Here is an 18,741-nt window from a genome sequence, read left to right as displayed (position 1 = left end):
CTATATTTTAGGATTATATATAATAAAGTAAAATTTGACTTTTTAACCACTAAGGAGGAGCATTTTTTTTATGTCAATCGAGGTAGGCAGCAAGTTACAGGGTAAAGTAACAGGTATTACAAATTTTGGGGCTTTTGTGGAGCTGCCAGAGGGCTTAACGGGTCTTGTTCATATTAGTGAAGTTGCTGATAACTATGTAAAAGATATTAACGATCACTTAAAAGTGGGCGACCAAGTAGAAGTAAAAGTTATTAATGTTGAAAAAGATGGAAAGATTGGTTTATCTATCAAAAAAGCGAAAGAACGTGAAAAAACAGAAGGAGATCGTCCACGCGGTGAATACCAACGCGGTGGTGATCAACAACGTTCTGGACGTCCACAACGTAATAATCGCTCTTTCAACAGAGATAATCGCGGTGGCGGTAACGACCGAGCTCCGAAAGAAACATTTGAGCAAAAGATGGCACGCTTCTTAAAAGATAGCGAAGATCGTTTAACTTCTTTAAAGCGTAACACAGAGTCTAAACGTGGTGGCCGTGGCGCGCGTCGCGGATAATAAGGACGTTTAGTTTTTAACATATAGAGAGGTACCCAGAGTGATGGCTCAGGGTGCTTTTTTATATGTTAAAAATATTTTTAAAAAAGTTTTTGAGATGTGTTGACTTTAATTAGTATCTGATGTAAGATACTAATTGTCCGTTAAATAAGACGACATGGCGGTGTAGCTCAGCTGGCTAGAGCGTACGGTTCATACCCGTGAGGTCGGGGGTTCGATCCCCTCCGCCGCTATATTTAATTTAACGGCCCGTTGGTCAAGTGGTTAAGACACCGCCCTTTCACGGCGGTAACACGGGTTCGAATCCCGTACGGGTCATCTAAAAAGATCATGCAAATTTGCATGATCTTTTTTTGTTAAATAAATTAAGATATACAACACTTCTACAAAATCACCCTATATTTTCTGAATATTTAATTAAAATATCAAAAATAACTTACATACCGTGTATATCTGTAGAGTTATTTCGAATAAAAAGTCGAACGATTATAAAAGTGAAAACTGTTGTTTTGACAAAAAAACCAACAATCATCTTTTATAATGACAGTAATTAAACTATGCAGGTGGTGTTAAAAATATGCCTAAAGCAGGAAGGAATACTATGAATACAAGTGCATTGGCAATGAATGAGAGTCAGCTTGGAGGAATAAAGTGGACGAGTAAGTTGCGAATGAAATTTGAGCAAGTTTTCTTTAGATGGGGATTTATTATTGTTGTTATTGGTTTTCTTTTGGGACGAGCATATATATTAACAAATATTTTACCGTTTGCACTGCCATTTTTTGCTGCTGTTTATGTTATGAAGCGGGATAAGATGCCGCTAGCATTTTTAGCTCTAATGGGAGGAGCTCTTTCGGTATCGATAGATAATTTGTTTTTTACCTTTGCATCTATCTTTACCTTCTTCATTTATAATATCTTCTTTAGTCGATTTACACGTAAAACTGTTGGACTTGTTCCATTTCAAGTATTTATCTCCGCATTAACCGCACACTTAGTTGTTGTATATTTTGCGCAACAAACTGTCACCATGTACGATTTACTCGTTAGTACCATTGAGGCTGGGCTTAGTTTCGTATTAACTATGATATTTTTACAAAGCGTCCCGCTTTTAGTGGAAAGGAAAGGAAAACAACAGGCATTAGAGACGGAAGAAATTGTTTGTTTGATTATATTACTAGCATCTGTTTTAACGGGTACAACAGATTGGTTTGTATATGATGCTTCTATTCAACATATTTTTACAAGGTATTTAGTGCTAGTATTTGCATTTATTGCAGGTGCTGCCACAGGATCCACAGTAGGGGTTGTAACAGGACTAATATTAAGTTTAGCAAATGTGTCTAGCTTGTCTCAGCTTAGCCTTCTTGCTTTCTCTGGATTGCTTGGTGGATTGTTAAAAGAAGGGAAGCGTTTAGGTGTTAGTTTAGGTTTATTAATTGGGACAAGCTTAATTACATTATATGTGGACAAACAGACAAATATTGTAACAACTTTAATTGAGTCAGGTGTAGCGATTGTTATCTTCTTATTAACACCGAAGCTTGTTTTGGATCGTATTGCTAAATTTATGCCAGGTACACAAGAGCATTCGCAAGACCAACAACAATATTTAAGAAGGATGCGTGATGTTACAGCAAATAAAATCAACCAATTTGCAAATGTATTTGCTGCTTTATCTAATAGCTTTTCTGTATATGGGTATGTAGAGGAAGAAGATAAAGAGACAGAAGCAGATTTGTTTTTGAGTACAATTACTGCGAAAACATGTCAAACATGCTTTAAAAAGGATCAATGCTGGGTAGTGAATTTTGATAAAACGTACGATTATATGAAACAAATAATGAATGAAACGGAAGAAGGAACCCTGCAACATAATCGTAAATTAGTTCGTGAGTGGGACAAGCATTGTGTGAGAGGGAAAAAAGTGACGGATTTAGTAGCGGGTGAATTGGATCACTTCTATGAGGGACAAAAATTACGAAAACAAATGAAGGAAAATCGTAGAATAGTAGCGGAGCAACTATTAGGTGTATCAAAGGTTATGGAGGATTTTGCTAAGGAGATACAACGAGAGCGTGAAAATCATCAAGTGCAGGAAGAACAGATTATGCAAGCATTCCGTGATTTTGGTGTCGAAGTAGAGCATGTTGATATTTATTGTTTAGATAGAGGAAGTATTGATATTGAAATGTTAATTCCAGTTGCATCTAATGAACATGGTGAATGTGAAAAGTTAGTTGCACCGATGCTTTCGGATATCCTTAAAGAAAATATTGTCGTTAAACATGAAGAAAAGTCTTCTTATCCAAATGGCCATAGTTTAATATCATTTGGTTCGGCGAAGACGTATTCTCTTGATACAGGATTGGCTACAGCTGCAAAAGGCGGTGGATTTGTTTCGGGTGACTCTTATGCGATGATGGATTTAAGTGTTGGTAAATATGCACTTGCAATTAGTGATGGTATGGGGAATGGGCAAAGGGCTCATATGGAAAGTAAGGAAACGGTGAAATTATTACAAAAAATACTCCAATCGGGCATTGATGAAGAAATAGCAATTAAGTCTATCAATTCAATTCTTTCTTTGAGAACGACAGAAGAGATGTTTACGACGTTAGATTTAGCTATGGTAGATTTGCGGGATGCGAGTGCAAGGTTTTTAAAGATTGGATCGACGCCGAGTTTTGTTAAACGCGCAAATAATATTTTGAAAATTGAAGCAAGTAATTTGCCGATGGGAATCATTGAAGATGTTGAAGTTGATGTGGTGGGTGAACAATTAAAAACGGGCGATATTCTTATTATGATGAGCGATGGGATTTTTGAGGGAGCACAGCATGTGGAGAATCATGAATTGTGGATGAAACGAAAAATTAAAGAATTGCAAACCGAAGACCCGCAAGAAATTGCTGATATCATTATGGAAGAAGTGATTCGCTCTTGTGATGGTTATATAAATGATGATATGACTATTGTAGTGGCAAAAGTGAAGAAAAATATGCCGAAGTGGGCTACGATTCCGATTGTAGGAATGCAGGCGCAGTAAAATGTAAGTGGAATGTTTATCTATAATTTGATTTTAAAAACCTAGGTGAATACCTAGGTTTTTTTGTGGAAAAAGGTAATGTTATTAATTTTGTGAATATACACGGAGGATGTAAGATAAAAATGTAATTTTTGTATATCTTTTTTTTGCACAATGTTTGTAAAAGTTGTACCATTGTAGACAAGGCAACTAACGTTGCTGTTCTTGTTTAATGAAAGGTGATTACGAAGTTGAAAGATACATTTGTTGAAAAAGTAGATGACTTTGTAAAGCAGCATGATGTATTAAAAAATGATTCAACAATTGTTGTGGGAGTTTCTGGTGGTCCTGACTCGTTAGCGCTTTTATATTATTTATTAGAAAAAAGAGCGGAAAAACAGTTGAAAATTGTAGTAGCTCATGTGGATCATATGTTTAGAGGTGATGAATCTCATGAGGATTTACGGTTTGTGCAGGGCCTTTGTGAAGAACTGGGAATTATTTGTGAAACGATAAGGATTAATGTATCACAATATCAACAGCAATACGGAATGAATGCACAGGTTGCTGCTAGAGAATGCAGATATGCATTTTTGGAAAGAATAATGAAGAAATATGATGCAAGATATGTTGCTCTTGGACATCATGGAGATGATCAAGTCGAGACAATTTTAATGCGTCTTGTAAGAGGGAGTACTCCGAAAGGATATGCAGGAATTCCAGTGAAGCGTCCTTTTCATAATGGGTATTTAATTAGGCCGTTACTTGGGGTAACGAAGGAAGAAATTGTTGATTACTGTAATAAGCTAAATTTAATGCCACGTATAGATCCGAGTAATAAAAAGGAAGTATATACAAGGAATCGATTACGTAAATATGTCCTTCCTCATTTGAAAGAAGAAAATCCACAAGTGCATGAGAAATTCCAAAAATTTAGCGTGCAGATGCAAGAGGATGAGGCTTATTTGCAGGAATTAGCTTTTGAGAAAATGAATAAAGTAATTACAAAAAAAAGTGATAAACAAATTAGCTTATCAATTCCTGCCTTTGAATCCATGTCTATGCCTTTACAAAGAAGAGGGATTCAACTAATATTAAACTATCTTTATGAATATAAGATTCCATCTTCTCTTTCTTCCATACATATTGACAAGGTGATTGAGTTTTTTAAGCGGACACAACCTTCAGGTTCACTTGATTTTCCAGGTGATTTGAAAATTGTTCGTACATACGAGGAGTGTAGCTTTAGATTTAAACAAGAAATTGTTTCTCCTTTTTTACAAGATTTATCAGTACCCGGGACCATTACGCTATTGAACGGGGATGAATTTGTAACAGAGGTGAGCGAAGATATACCAAGTAACATGAATGAAACAGTATTTGTTGCTAAGTATAATGATATATCATATCCACTTCGTATTCGTTCTAGGGAAAATGGAGATCGCATGTCAATACAAGGTATGAATGGCACGAAAAAGATAAAAGCTATTTTTATCGAAGCAAAAGTACCGAAAGAAAAAAGAGAAGAATGGCCGGTCGTTTGTGATGCAAGTGGGACCATTATTTGGGTACCCTTGTTGAAGCGATCTGCATTTGCAATTTCGAAAGAGATGGCAAAGAAGGATAAATATATGATTATTCACTACAAAAGCAAGGAGTCTTCCGGGAGGATAATGAAATGATGAATCAAGATATCGAAAAAGTATTAATTTCTGAAGAGCAAATACAAGAAAAGGTGCGCGAACTAGGTGCAATTGTTGCAGAGGATTATAAAAACACAGTACCTCTTGCAATTGGTGTATTAAAAGGCGCAATGCCATTCATGGCAGATTTATTAAAGAGAACAGATACATATCTTGAAATGGATTTTATGGCTGTATCTAGTTACGGTCACTCTACAGTTTCAACAGGCGAAGTGAAAATTTTAAAAGATCTTGATACTTCTGTAGAAGGTCGCGATATTTTAATCGTCGAAGATATTATTGATAGTGGTCTTACACTAAGCTACTTAGTAGACTTATTCAAATATCGTAAAGCGAAGTCTGTAAAAATTGTTACATTATTAGATAAGCCAACAGGCCGTAAGGTTGATCTGAAAGCGGATTATGTTGGATTTACTGTTCCACATGAATTTGTAGTAGGATATGGATTAGATTATAAAGAGCAGTACCGTAATCTTCCTTATGTAGGCGTATTAAAACCAAGCGTTTACTCAAATTAATTAAATATAGGCTTCACAATTGTATAGGAAAGTTTTTCTATGTTACGATTTACTATAGTGTTTATGCCGTGAGAGGAGGTTAGGAATGAATCGTATCTTCCGTAATACCATCTTTTATTTACTGATATTCTTAGTAGTAATTGGAATCGTGAGCTATTTTAATGGTTCGACACAAAAAACGACATCAGTTAGCTACGACAAATTCATTACTAAACTAGAAAGCGGTGAAGTGCGTAATGTGCAACTTCAACCGAAAAATGGTGTATTTGAGGTAAAAGGACAATTTAATAACTCTAGCCAAGGAGAACAATTTGTTACTTATGCACCAAATACTGAGGAATTACAAAAGAAAATTAATGATAAAGCGAAAGGTGCCGAAGTTAAGTATCAACCAGCAGAAGAAACAAGTGCCTGGGTAACATTCTTTACTTCAATCATTCCATTTGTCATCATCTTCATTTTATTCTTCTTCTTATTAAACCAAGCTCAAGGCGGCGGTAGCCGTGTTATGAACTTCGGGAAAAGTAAGGCGAAGTTATATAATGATGAAAAGAAAAAAGTTCGTTTCAGAGATGTTGCTGGTGCGGATGAAGAGAAACAAGAACTTGTTGAGGTAGTTGAATTCTTGAAAGACCCTCGTAAGTTCTCTGAAGTTGGTGCTCGTATTCCAAAGGGTGTCCTATTAGTTGGACCTCCAGGTACAGGTAAAACTTTATTAGCACGTGCTGTTGCAGGTGAGGCTGGCGTTCCATTCTTCTCTATCAGTGGTTCTGACTTCGTAGAGATGTTTGTGGGTGTCGGTGCATCACGTGTACGTGATTTATTTGAAAATGCAAAGAAAAATGCTCCTTGTATCATTTTCATTGATGAAATTGATGCAGTAGGGCGTCAACGTGGCGCAGGTCTTGGTGGTGGCCATGATGAGCGTGAGCAAACGTTGAACCAATTACTTGTTGAAATGGATGGATTCGGTGCAAACGAAGGTATTATTATCATCGCTGCGACAAACCGTCCTGATATTCTTGATCCAGCATTATTACGTCCAGGTCGTTTTGACCGTCAAATTACAGTAGATCGTCCAGATGTAAATGGCCGTGAAGCTGTACTGAAGGTGCATGCTCGTAATAAACCGCTTGATGAGAATATCAACTTAAGAGCAATTGCAACTCGTACGCCAGGATTCTCTGGTGCTGATCTTGAAAACTTATTAAACGAAGCTGCTTTAGTAGCTGCGCGTCAAGATAAGAAGAAAATTGATATGAGTGACATTGATGAAGCAACGGATCGCGTTATTGCAGGTCCGGCTAAGAAAAGTCGTGTTATCTCTGAAAAAGAACGTAATATCGTTGCTTTCCATGAAGCGGGTCATACTGTAATTGGTGTTGTTCTTGATGAAGCTGATGTCGTTCATAAAGTAACAATTGTCCCTCGTGGTCAAGCTGGTGGATATGCAGTAATGCTTCCGAAAGAAGATCGTTACTTCATGACAAAGCCAGAGTTACTTGATAAAATCACTGGTTTACTTGGTGGTCGAGTAGCTGAGGAGATTGTATTTGGTGAAGTGAGTACAGGTGCTCACAACGACTTCCAACGTGCGACGGGCATTGCAAGACGCATGGTTACAGAATTCGGTATGAGTGATAAGCTTGGACCAATGCAATTTGGTAGTTCGCAAGGTGGTCAAGTGTTCTTAGGAAGAGACTTCCATTCAGAGCAAAACTACAGTGATGCAATTGCACACGATATCGATGTAGAAATGCAAACGATTATGAAAGAATGTTATGCTCGTGCAAAAGACATTCTTACTGAAAATCGTGATAAGCTAGATCTTATTGCAAAAACGTTACTTGAAGTAGAAACGTTAGATGCTGAGCAAATCAATCATTTATGTGATTACGGCAGATTGCCAGAACGTCCAACATCTTCAGATGATGTGAAAGTAAACATCAACATGAAGAAAGACGATGAAGATAAAGAAGATAAGTAAGAAACGAAGGAGTGACTATCGTCACTCCTTTTTTGTTTGTTAAAACCTTTGTTAATTACTATTGAGAACTTAGTGGATAAAGTAATTTAAGTAAAACTAGTATTAAAAATTGAAATAGAGAGCAATCTTTTTGTAAAATGATGAGGATAGGAAAGCTGATTATATAAGTATGTGTGATATGATGTTTTTATAAGTTTTATACATACTGCACAAATATAGATTAAATAAGATAAGTGGTGAGAATATGATTTTTGTATTGGATGTAGGGAACACAAATGCTGTACTAGGTGTGTTTGAAGAGGGGGAACTTCGTCAGCATTGGCGCATGGAAACAGATCGTCATAAGACAGAAGATGAATATGGAATGCTTGTAAAGCAATTGCTTGAGCATGAAGGTCTTTCGTTTGAAGATGTGAAAGGTATTATTGTGTCTTCAGTCGTACCACCAATTATGTTTGCTTTAGAGCGCATGTGTGAAAAATATTTTAAAATTAAACCGCTTGTAGTAGGGCCTGGGATAAAAACAGGGCTAAATATTAAATATGAAAATCCGCGTGAAGTAGGCGCAGACCGAATTGTAAATGCAGTAGCAGGAATCCACTTATATGGAAGTCCGCTTATTATTGTTGATTTTGGTACGGCTACTACATATTGTTATATTAACGAAGAAAAGCATTATATGGGTGGAGTTATTACGCCAGGAATTATGATTTCAGCAGAGGCTTTATATAGCAGAGCAGCAAAACTTCCTCGTATCGAAATTACAAAACCAAGCAGTGTAGTTGGGAAAAATACAGTAAGTGCGATGCAATCGGGTATTCTTTATGGTTATGTTGGACAAGTGGAAGGTATTGTTAAGCGTATGAAAGAAGAAGCTAGACAAGAACCTAAAGTTATTGCAACAGGTGGATTAGCAAAATTAATTTCCGAAGAATCGAATGTAATTGATATTGTAGATCCATTTTTAACGTTAAAAGGTTTATACATGTTATATGAACGTAATGCAAATTTACAGCATGAGAAAGGTGAATAAATACGTATGAAAGATTATTTAGTAAAAGCGTTAGCGTTTGATGGAGAAGTGCGTGCGTATAGTGTACGTACAACAAATACAGTAAGTGAGGCGCAAAGACGTCATGATACATGGAGAACAGCTTCAGCGGCACTAGGGCGTTCTTTAACTGCGGGTACAATGATGGGCGCAATGTTAAAAGGTGAGCAAAAGTTAACGATTAAGGTAGAAGGTAACGGTCCGATTGGTCCTATCTTAGTAGATGCTCATGCAAATGGAGATGTACGTGGTTATGTAACGAATCCGCATGTTGATTTTGAAGGAACAGAACAAGGGAAGTTACGTGTATATCAAGCGGTAGGTACAGAGGGGTTTGTAACTGTAATTAAAGATATTGGAATGCGTGAGCCGTTTATTGGTCAATCTCCAATCGTTTCAGGAGAATTAGGAGAAGACTTTACGTATTATTTTGCAGTTTCTGAACAAACGCCTTCTTCTGTAGGTGTTGGTGTTCTTGTAAATGGAGATGATAGCATATTAGCGGCAGGTGGATTCATCCTTCAAATTATGCCGGGTGCGCAAGATGAAACGATTTCATTTATTGAAGACCGTTTACAAAAGATTCCACCTGTATCAACGTTGATTGAACAAGGACTTTCTCCGGAAGAGCTACTATATGCAGTTCTTGGAGAAGATAAAGTAAAAGTATTAGAAACAATGGATGTTCAATTTAATTGCACATGCTCACGCGAGCGTATTGAGAGTGTATTAATTAGTTTAGGTAAAACAGAGTTAGAGCAAGTTCGTGAAGAAGAGGAAGAGACAGAAGTTCACTGTCATTTCTGTAATGAACGATACAAGTTCTCTAAAGAAGATATTACAAATTTAATCGAGAATTTGTAATAAGGGAATTAAGAGGAGCAATCCTCCAAATGAATTGACAAACAGGGAATTTTCTGACAAAATCTAAATATAGATAAAACCAATAAAAATACTCGGTGTTAGGAGTGACAGGAATGCGAGTGGCACAATCAGTTTCAGAATTAATCGGGAAAACGCCGATCGTTAAGTTGAACCGCATCGTAGAATCAGACAGCGCAGATATATACTTAAAATTAGAATTTATGAATCCGGGGAGTAGCGTTAAAGATCGTATCGCATTAGCTATGATTGAAGATGCTGAAAAAAATGGATTATTAAAAGAGGGCGATACAATCATTGAGCCGACAAGTGGTAACACAGGAATTGGTTTAGCGATGGTAGCGGCTGCTAAAGGATATAATGCAATCTTAGTAATGCCAGAAACAATGAGTATTGAGCGTCGTAATTTATTACGTGCTTACGGTGCGGAATTAGTATTGACTCCAGGGCCTGAAGGAATGGGTGGAGCAATTCGTAAAGCGACTGAATTAGCAAAAGAGCATGGCTACTTTATACCACAACAGTTCAAAAACCAATCGAATCCAGAAATTCACCGTTTAACAACAGGTCCAGAAATTATTGAACAAATGGGTGACCAATTAGATGCGTTTATTGCAGGTATTGGTACAGGTGGAACGATTACTGGTGCTGGTGAAGTACTGAAGGAAGCGTATAAAGATATTAAAATTTATGCAGTAGAACCTGCAGATTCACCAGTATTATCTGGTGGGAAACCAGGTCCACATAAAATCCAAGGAATTGGGGCGGGATTTGTTCCGGAGACGTTGGATGTAGAAGTATATGATGAAATTATTCAAGTGAAAACAGAGCAAGCATTTGAATATGCGAGAAGAGTGGCTAAAGAGGAAGGTATTTTAGTTGGTATCTCTTCAGGCGCAGTTATTTATGCAGCAACAGAAGTTGCGAAAAAGTTAGGTAAAGGGAAAAAGGTACTTGTTATTATCCCAAGTAACGGTGAACGTTATTTAAGTACACCACTTTATCAATTTGAATCATAATTAAACGCGATTGAAAAAGCATCCTTGAAAAAGGGTGCTTTTTCTTTTGGGATTGGAAATAGGAAAAGAGTGAATGACTAGAAAACTTCATGTAAAATAAGAGGTAGTATAATTAAATTATTTTCACTAGCCTTCGAGTATAATCAATCTCTATATAAATAACTTATGTAGTTTGAGCTGGTTAATCTAAGAGGGTGGGATAAAAGAAGACGGGGTGTTGATATGCAACGAAGAAAATCTTTAGCGCTTTCTATTCCATATCAGTTAGATTTCTTTAAGCAATATAAATTTCTTTCTCAGGGTAAATCGCAACATATTTTGTTAGAAAGCGGCCGTGGCGGTCGTTATAACATTGTAGGGCTGAACCCAGTAGCGGTAATCCGAGGGAAGGATGAAACGTTACATATAAGTGAAAGTGGTAAGGAAACAATAAAACGAGGGAATCCGTTAGATTTAATGCAAGAATATATGGAACAATGGAAGACGGACTATAACCCAGAGTATCCGCCTTTTCAAGGTGGTGCAATTGGCTATTTCAGTTATGACTGTATCCGTTATATTGAAAAGCTGCCTTCTCTTGCGGAAGATGATATTAATATACCTGACATCTTCTTTTTATTATTTGATGACGTATTTGTCTATGATCAAAAAGAACAAGTGTTATGGGTTATTACGCATTATGTAGATAAATATGAAGAGGCAAAAGAACGGCTAAATGAGTGGAAGAGTCTTTGGATGACAGAAGCGCCTGAAGTGACTGTGTCCTTTGAAAGTCCTGAAAAGAAAAGTGAAGCAGTTGCTTTTACTGAAGCCGGCTTTATGAAGGCAGTTGAATGTATTCAAGAATATATTGGGGCGGGTGATGTGTTCCAAGTAAACTTGTCGACGAGACAAGAAAGAACGTTACAGACACACCCACTAGAAATTTATACAAGTCTTCGTGAAATTAATCCATCTCCATATATGGGTTACCTGGAGCTTGGGGATTTTCAAATTGTTAGTGGATCGCCAGAGTTGTTAATTAAGAAACAAGGAACTGAAGTAAGTACAAGACCAATTGCTGGAACGAGATCTAGAGGCGCGGATGAGCAAGAGGATGAAGAATTAGCAAGAGAATTAATTGAGAACGAAAAAGAAAGAGCAGAGCATGTAATGCTTGTGGATTTAGAAAGAAATGATTTAGGACGTGTTTGTAAATATGGCACTGTAGAAGTAGATGAATTTATGGTAATTGAGAAATACTCACATGTTATGCATATTGTTTCTAATGTGCGTGGTGAGGTGGAAGAAGATAAAGATGCTTTTGATTTAGTGAAGGCTGTATTCCCTGGGGGAACAATTACTGGTGCCCCGAAAATACGTACGATGGAAATTATTGAGGAATTAGAACCTGTTCGAAGAGGGATTTATACAGGTTCAATCGGTTGGATTGGTTATTCTGGAGATACAGAATTGAATATTGTAATTAGAACGCTTCTTGCTAAAGATGGAAAAGCTCATGTACAAGCAGGGGCGGGAATTGTAATTGATTCAAATCCAGAAAATGAATATAAAGAGTCGTTAAAAAAGGCGATTGCTTTATGGCGTGCAAAAGAACGTAGCGAAGAAACGGTTAGGTGAGAGAAATGATATTAATGATTGATAATTATGATTCTTTTACATTTAATTTAGTGCAGTTTCTTGGAGAACTTGGACAAGAGCTCGTTGTTAAACGTAACGATGAAGTGACCATTTCAGATATTGAGAATATGAAACCAGATTTTCTAATGATTTCTCCAGGTCCATGTAGTCCTAATGAAGCGGGGATTAGTATGGAAGTTATTAAATACTTTGCTGGAAAGATTCCGATTTTTGGAGTTTGTCTAGGGCATCAATCCATTGCACAAGTGTTTGGTGGAGAGGTTGTCCGTGCAGAACGATTAATGCATGGGAAAACGTCGCTTATGCATCATGATGGAAAGACGATTTTTTCGGATATTCCTAATCCGTTTACTGCGACGCGCTATCATTCCCTTATTGTTAAGAAAGAGACGTTACCCGATTGCTTAGAGGTAACATCTTGGACAGAGGAAGGAGAAATTATGGCACTTCGTCATAAGACATTGCCGATAGAGGGTGTGCAATTCCATCCGGAATCTATTATGACTTCTCATGGGAAAGAGTTGTTACAGAATTTCATTTGTAAATACAGTCCAAGTGCAACGTTATGTTAATTTACGTAAATGGCCAGTATGTAGAAGCAAGTGAAGCGAAAATTTCTCCTTATGATCATGGTTATTTATATGGTCTTGGAGTTTTTGAAACGTTTCGTATTTATAATGGTCATCCTTTCTTATTGGATGATCATTATGACCGTTTAATAGAAGCGCTGGATACATTGCAAATTAAATGGACAATGACAAAAAATGACGTGATGCTTATTTTGAAAGATTTACTCGCTAAGAATGAATTGAAGCATGCATATGTACGTTTTAATGTATCAGCGGGTATAGATGAAATAGGATTACAAACGGAAATGTATGAAGAGCCTTCGGTTATTGTTTTTATAAAACCTTTAACAGCTCCAGGAGATGTAGTGGAAAAAGAAGGTGTTATTCTAAAACAAGTGCGAAATACACCGGAAGGAACATTTCGTCTGAAGTCTCATCATTATTTAAATAATATTTTAGGGAAGCGTGAAATTGGAAATGTTGTGAGTAAGGAAGGTATTTTTCTTACTGAAGCAGGTTATGTTGCAGAGGGTATTGTTTCCAATCTATTTTTTGTGAAAGGTGATGTTTTATATACACCTTCGTTAGAGACAGGGATTTTAAATGGTATCACTCGTGCGTTTATTATAAAGAGTGCTGAAGAATTAAATATAGAAGTAAAGGAAGGTTTCTTTACAAAAGATGAGCTACTTTCAGCGGATGAAGTCTTCGTAACAAACTCCATTCAAGAAATTGTTCCGCTTTATCGTATAGAAGCGCAGGATTTCCCGGGTAAAGTAGGAGTGGTTACAAAAAGTTTAATGTACCTTTATGGAATGCAAAGAGAGAAATTATGGAGCAGAAATGAATTACGAAGAGGAGATGTGTAGTTTGAAGTGGGATTATGATTTACGCTGCGGCGAATATACATTGAATTTAAATGAAAAGACATTAATTATGGGGATTTTAAATGTAACACCAGATTCGTTTTCTGATGGTGGGAGTTACAACGAGGTAGATGCTGCGGTACGTCACGCAAAAGAAATGCAAGGTGAAGGTGCTCATATTATTGATATTGGTGGCGAATCTACTCGCCCGGGTTTTGCTAAAGTATCAGTAGAAGAAGAAATAAAGCGAGTTGTCCCGATGATTCAAGCAGTTTCAAAAGAAGTAAAATTGCCTATATCTATCGATACATATAAAGCTGAAGTTGCAAAGCAAGCAATTGAGGCTGGTGCTCATATTATTAATGATATTTGGGGAGCGAAGGCGGAGCCGAAAATTGCTGAAGTCGCAGCTCATTACGATGTACCCATCATTTTAATGCATAACCGCGATAACATGAATTATCGTAATTTAATGGCGGATATGATTGCTGATTTGTATGACAGTATTAAAATTGCTAAAAATGCTGGTGTGCGAGATGAGAATATTATTTTAGATCCAGGTATCGGTTTTGCTAAAACACCTGAGCAGAACTTAGAGGCGATGCGTAATTTAGAACAGTTAAATGTGCTAGGTTATCCGGTTCTCTTAGGTACTTCGAGAAAGTCCTTTATTGGGCACGTATTAGATTTGCCAGTAGAGGAACGCCTTGAGGGAACGGGAGCTACTGTTTGTCTTGGTATTGAAAAGGGCTGTGAGTTTGTTCGTGTCCATGATGTGAAAGAAATGGCGCGTATGGCTAAAATGATGGATGCGATGATTGGTAAGGGGGTAAGGTAATTGGATAAAATTTATATCCATGATATGGAGTTTTATGGTTATCATGGCGTGTTCCCAGAGGAGAATAAATTAGGTCAGAGATTTAAAGTTGACTTAACGGTGGAGTTGGATTTAAAGCGTGCAGGGGAAAGTGATGACTTAGAGCATTCGGTCAATTATGGCGAGCTTTTCGAATTATGTAGAAAAGTTGTTGAGGATAGAAAGTATAAGCTTGTGGAGAGTATCGCTGAAAATATTGCTGCAGATATATTAAAACAATATGAAAGTATTTCGCGCTGTACAATTAAGGTAATTAAGCCAGATCCACCGATACCGGGTCATTATCGTGCTGTAGCAGTAGAAATTACGAGAGAACGTCCATGAACAATATAGCTTACATTGCATTAGGGTCAAATATTGGAGAGCGTTATACGTATCTAACCGAAGCGATTCAGTTTTTAAATAAAAATCCTTATATTCAGGTTGATGATATTTCATCTGTATATGAAACTGAGCCAGTTGGCTATACTGACCAAAGTTGCTTTTTAAATTTAGTTATAAAAATTTCTACCAATTTATCACCACAAGAATTATTGAAAGTAACACAAAAAGTAGAAAATGACCTAGGAAGAAAAAGGGAAATTAGGTGGGGGCCGAGGACTATCGACCTTGACATTTTACTTTATAATCAAGAGAATATTGAAGCAGAGAATCTTATTGTTCCGCATCCGCGGATGTTTGAAAGAGCTTTTGTTATCGTTCCGTTGTTAGAAATTAATCAAGACATAAAACAAAACATTTCATGTTCACAAGTAGAAGAAATGAAAAGGCGAGAGGGAGTAACGGTATGGAAGCAGAAAAATGGGGAAGACGCATTCGTGCTTTTCGAAAGCTAAAAGGTTACACACAAGAAGGTTTTGCTAAAGCACTAGGGGTATCTGTATCTGTTTTAGGTGAGGTTGAGAGAGGGAATAGATCGCCTTCTCAAGATTTTGTAGTAGAAGTTGCTAAGGCATTAAATGTTTCGATAGAGGAATTAATGCCAAAGTGATTGTACGGGAAGGAGTAGATTGATTGTTAAAGATTGCAAATATCGAGATGAAAAATCCGGTTGTACTAGCACCGATGGCGGGAGTGTGTAACTCTGCATTCCGTTTAACAGTAAAAGAATTTGGTGCCGGATTAGTTTGTGCTGAAATGGTAAGTGATAAGGCAATATTACTTAATAATAAAAGAACATTAGATATGTTATATATCGACGAGAGAGAAAAGCCATTAAGTTTACAAATTTTTGGTGGAGAGAAAGAAACTCTTGTAGATGCTGCGAAATATGTAGATAAATATACGACAGCAGACATAATTGATATTAATATGGGTTGTCCAGTGCCGAAAATCGTTAAATGTGATGCTGGAGCAAGGTGGCTTTTAGACCCGAATAAAATATATGAAATGGTAGCAGCGGTTGTGGATGCTGTTGAAAAGCCGGTTACAGTTAAAATGCGTATCGGTTGGGATGAAGAACATATTTTCGCAATAGAAAATGCTAGGGCTGTTGAGCGTGCTGGTGGCCAAGCTGTGGCGGTTCACGGACGTACACGAGTGCAAATGTATGAAGGAAAAGCGGATTGGGATATTATTAAACGAGTAAAACAATCTGTAAATATCCCGGTTATCGGAAATGGTGATGTCGCAACGCCGCAAGATGCAAAGCGTATGCTTGATGAAATTGGTGTAGATGGTGTTATGATTGGTCGTGCTGCTCTTGGAGATCCGTGGATGATTTATCGTACGGTAAAGTATTTGGAGACAGGTGAATTAATGCCGGAACCAACAGTGCGCGAGAAAATTGATGTATGTATGTTGCATCTAGATCGTCTTATCGACTTAAAGAATGAAAGTGTCGCTGTAAGAGAGATGAGAAAACATGCAGCTTGGTATTTAAAAGGTGTTCGTGGTAATGCGAGTGTACGTAATGGTATTAATGCTTGTAACACACGGGAAGACCTTGCGAATGTGTTAGGTACATTTGTAGAAGAAGTGGAAGCGAAACAACAAACAATTTACGTTGGTTAATAATGGACATAGGAGATTGACATTCTTCTATACACTTCCTATAATTACGTGAAAGAAAGAAGAGCTGCCAGTTAGTTGCTGGCAGTTTTTCTAGTTGAGTAGAAAATGCTATACTGTATATATTGTAAAATTAAATAGAGCTGGAGTGATATCAATATCATGGATAACATGAACCACGAAGAATTAAACGACCAATTGATTGTTCGTCGTGAAAAGCTACATAATTTACGTGAACAAGGAATTGACCCGTTCGGTAAAAGATTTGAACGCACAAATTCAACAACTGACTTAGTGAGTCTATATGGAGAGTTCTCTAAAGAGGAATTAGAGGAGAAGGAAATCGCTGTTTCTATCGCTGGTCGTATTATGACAAAACGCGGAAAAGGGAAAGCTGGATTTGCACATGTTCAAGATTTACATGGACAAGTTCAAATTTATGTTCGTAAAGATGCTGTTGGAGATGACGAGTACGAATTATTTAAAACAGCAGATTTAGGTGATTTAGTAGGTATTGAAGGTAAAGTGTTCAAAACAAACGTTGGAGAACTTTCAGTAAAAGCAACAGGCTTTACGCTATTAACGAAATCTCTTCGTCCATTACCAGATAAATACCATGGATTAAAAGATGTTGAACAACGCTACCGTCAACGTTACTTAGACTTAATTACAAGTATGGAAAGTCGTGAAACGTTCGTTACTCGTAGTAAAATTATTCGTGAGATGAGAAGATACCTAGATGACAACGGTTATCTTGAAGTGGAAACACCTATGATGCATGCAATTGCAGGTGGAGCTTCTGCGCGTCCTTTCACTACACACCATAATGCGTTAGATATGGAATTATATATGCGTATCGCAATTGAGCTACATTTAAAGCGTCTTATTGTGGGTGGTTTAGAAAAAGTATATGAGATCGGCCGTGTATTCCGTAATGAGGGTGTATCAACTCGTCATAACCCTGAGTTTACGATGATTGAATTATATGAAGCATACGCTGATTATAAAGATATTATGAAGTTAACAGAAGATATGGTTGCTCATATCGCGAAAAAAGTACTGGGTACAACAACAATCCAGTATGGTGATTATGAAATTAATCTAGAACCAGAATGGACACGTCTTCATATGGTAGATGCGATTAAGCAATACTCTGGAGCTGATTTCTGGAATCCGATGAGTATAGAAGAAGCGCGTGAACTTGCAAAAGAACATAATGTAGAAATTAAAGATACAATGGAAGTTGGTCATATTATAAATGAATTCTTCGAACAAAAAGTAGAAGATAAATTAATCCAACCAACATTTATTTACGGTCATCCGGTAGAAATCTCGCCGCTTGCGAAAAAGAATGATGAAGATCCAAGATTTACAGATCGTTTCGAATTATTTATCGTTGCGCGTGAACATGCAAATGCATTCACTGAGTTAAATGATCCAATCGATCAAAAAGAACGTTTTGAAGCGCAATTAAAAGAGCGCGAACAAGGTAATGACGAAGCTCACATGATGGATGACGATTATATTGAAGCTCTTGAGTACGGTATGCCTCCTACGGGTGGATTAGGAATCGGTATTGATCGTCTAGTTATGTTATTAACAAATGCACCATCTATTCGTGATGTATTATTATTCCCTGCTATGCGCCATAAACAAGACTAAGCTTTGGAGATTTCTCCAAAGCTTTTTTTATTTGAGCATGAGTTGCGTGGGTATAGTAAATCTTGATAGTGCGAGAAATTATATTTATATAGAAGAAATGTGCTGTTTTTATACTTTTTTACTAAGTTAAAAATTTTATTAGAAAAACTATTGCATTTTAATAATCAAACTGGTATATTTATATTCGTTGCCACGAAAGGTAACAAACAAAACAAACGAAAAACAACTTATTAAAAAAAGTTGTTGACGAAAATATAACGAAATGTTATATTGATAAAGTCGCTTCTGAGCGACAAAGTAGTTCTTTGAAAACTGAACGAAACAAACAACGTGAAACGTCAATTTTTATTTTAGATGCTAGACAAACTAACT

The 18,741-nt window shown here is 37.0% G+C and carries 17 protein-coding genes and 2 tRNA genes; all 19 read left to right on the top strand.

The genetic code is table 11. The features are described from left to right. Positions 1-70 precede the first annotated feature (70 nt). The 19 genes from HFD78_RS27505 (at position 71) to lysS (ending at position 18,369) form a co-directional block, all read left to right on the top strand. Positions 71-556 carry a S1 domain-containing RNA-binding protein gene (locus tag HFD78_RS27505; RefSeq protein WP_000021451.1) on the top strand — a complete coding sequence of 162 codons (486 nt, stop codon included), beginning with the start codon at positions 71-73 and terminating at the stop codon, positions 554-556. A gap of 159 nt (positions 557-715) precedes the next feature. Beyond that, positions 716-789: transfer RNA gene (locus HFD78_RS27500), tRNA-Met, on the top strand. A gap of 13 nt (positions 790-802) precedes the next feature. Then, positions 803-874, top strand: a tRNA-Glu gene (locus HFD78_RS27495). A gap of 259 nt (positions 875-1,133) precedes the next feature. Then, positions 1,134-3,605 carry a stage II sporulation protein E gene (gene spoIIE / locus HFD78_RS27490; RefSeq protein WP_001123552.1) on the top strand — a complete coding sequence of 824 codons (2,472 nt, stop codon included), beginning with the start codon at positions 1,134-1,136 and terminating at the stop codon, positions 3,603-3,605. Between the two features lie 230 nt (positions 3,606-3,835). After that, positions 3,836-5,266, top strand: coding sequence for a tRNA lysidine(34) synthetase TilS (gene tilS / locus HFD78_RS27485; RefSeq protein WP_191968134.1), 1,431 nt, complete (start codon positions 3,836-3,838; stop codon positions 5,264-5,266). Then, entirely contained in the window at positions 5,263-5,805 is a 543-nt protein-coding gene (gene hpt, locus HFD78_RS27480; RefSeq protein WP_000981844.1) for a hypoxanthine phosphoribosyltransferase, read from the top strand. The genes tilS and hpt overlap by 4 nt, the downstream gene beginning before the upstream one ends. An 85-nt stretch (positions 5,806-5,890) precedes the next feature. Continuing rightward, positions 5,891-7,792 carry an ATP-dependent zinc metalloprotease FtsH gene (ftsH, locus tag HFD78_RS27475; protein ID WP_001079672.1) on the top strand — a complete coding sequence of 634 codons (1,902 nt, stop codon included), beginning with the start codon at positions 5,891-5,893 and terminating at the stop codon, positions 7,790-7,792. A 244-nt stretch (positions 7,793-8,036) separates the two neighbouring features. Beyond that, positions 8,037-8,825: a type III pantothenate kinase gene (locus HFD78_RS27470; protein WP_000578368.1), complete on the top strand. Its 789-nt coding sequence runs from the start codon at positions 8,037-8,039 to the stop codon at positions 8,823-8,825. A 6-nt stretch (positions 8,826-8,831) separates the two neighbouring features. Next, a complete protein-coding gene (gene hslO / locus HFD78_RS27465; protein ID WP_000656372.1) occupies positions 8,832-9,707 on the top strand; it encodes a redox-regulated molecular chaperone HslO in 876 nt (291 codons plus the stop codon). A 113-nt stretch (positions 9,708-9,820) separates the two neighbouring features. Next, positions 9,821-10,744, top strand: coding sequence for a cysteine synthase A (gene cysK, locus HFD78_RS27460; RefSeq protein ID WP_001261719.1), 924 nt, complete (start codon positions 9,821-9,823; stop codon positions 10,742-10,744). Positions 10,745-10,966: 222 nt separating this feature from the next. Next, the gene (pabB, locus tag HFD78_RS27455; protein WP_001189721.1) at positions 10,967-12,364 is read left to right on the top strand and encodes an aminodeoxychorismate synthase component I; all 1,398 of its coding nucleotides are present in this window, start codon (positions 10,967-10,969) and stop codon (positions 12,362-12,364) included. 5 nt (positions 12,365-12,369) lie between these two features. Further along, positions 12,370-12,957 (top strand): aminodeoxychorismate/anthranilate synthase component II, encoded by a 588-nt coding sequence (gene pabA / locus HFD78_RS27450; protein WP_000602296.1) that lies wholly within the window; start codon positions 12,370-12,372, stop codon positions 12,955-12,957. After that, positions 12,951-13,823: an aminodeoxychorismate lyase gene (pabC, locus tag HFD78_RS27445; RefSeq protein WP_000909873.1), complete on the top strand. Its 873-nt coding sequence runs from the start codon at positions 12,951-12,953 to the stop codon at positions 13,821-13,823. The genes pabA and pabC overlap by 7 nt, the downstream gene beginning before the upstream one ends. Further along, positions 13,798-14,658, top strand: coding sequence for a dihydropteroate synthase (gene folP / locus HFD78_RS27440; protein WP_002103948.1), 861 nt, complete (start codon positions 13,798-13,800; stop codon positions 14,656-14,658). Before pabC ends, folP begins: the two co-directional genes overlap by 26 nt. After that, a complete protein-coding gene (folB, locus tag HFD78_RS27435) occupies positions 14,659-15,021 on the top strand; it encodes a dihydroneopterin aldolase (protein ID WP_000358062.1) in 363 nt (120 codons plus the stop codon). Next, a complete protein-coding gene (gene folK / locus HFD78_RS27430) occupies positions 15,018-15,533 on the top strand; it encodes a 2-amino-4-hydroxy-6-hydroxymethyldihydropteridine diphosphokinase (protein WP_001059447.1) in 516 nt (171 codons plus the stop codon). The genes folB and folK overlap by 4 nt, the downstream gene beginning before the upstream one ends. Beyond that, complete coding sequence (locus HFD78_RS27425; RefSeq protein WP_000387024.1) at positions 15,485-15,688, top strand: helix-turn-helix domain-containing protein; 204 nt, start codon at positions 15,485-15,487, stop codon at positions 15,686-15,688. Before folK ends, HFD78_RS27425 begins: the two co-directional genes overlap by 49 nt. Before the next feature lie 23 nt (positions 15,689-15,711). Continuing rightward, entirely contained in the window at positions 15,712-16,710 is a 999-nt protein-coding gene (gene dusB, locus HFD78_RS27420) for a tRNA dihydrouridine synthase DusB (protein WP_000912254.1), read from the top strand. A gap of 159 nt (positions 16,711-16,869) precedes the next feature. After that, positions 16,870-18,369 (top strand): lysine--tRNA ligase, encoded by a 1,500-nt coding sequence (gene lysS, locus HFD78_RS27415; RefSeq protein ID WP_000369667.1) that lies wholly within the window; start codon positions 16,870-16,872, stop codon positions 18,367-18,369. Positions 18,370-18,741: the final 372 nt, after the last annotated feature.

The sequence above is a fragment of the Bacillus sp. EKM501B genome (genome assembly GCF_011800505.1).
Lineage (GTDB): Bacteria > Bacillota > Bacilli > Bacillales > Bacillaceae_G > Bacillus_A > Bacillus_A cereus.
The sequence above is the reverse complement of the archived record's forward strand: the minus strand, read 5'-3'. Positions and strand labels throughout refer to the sequence as shown.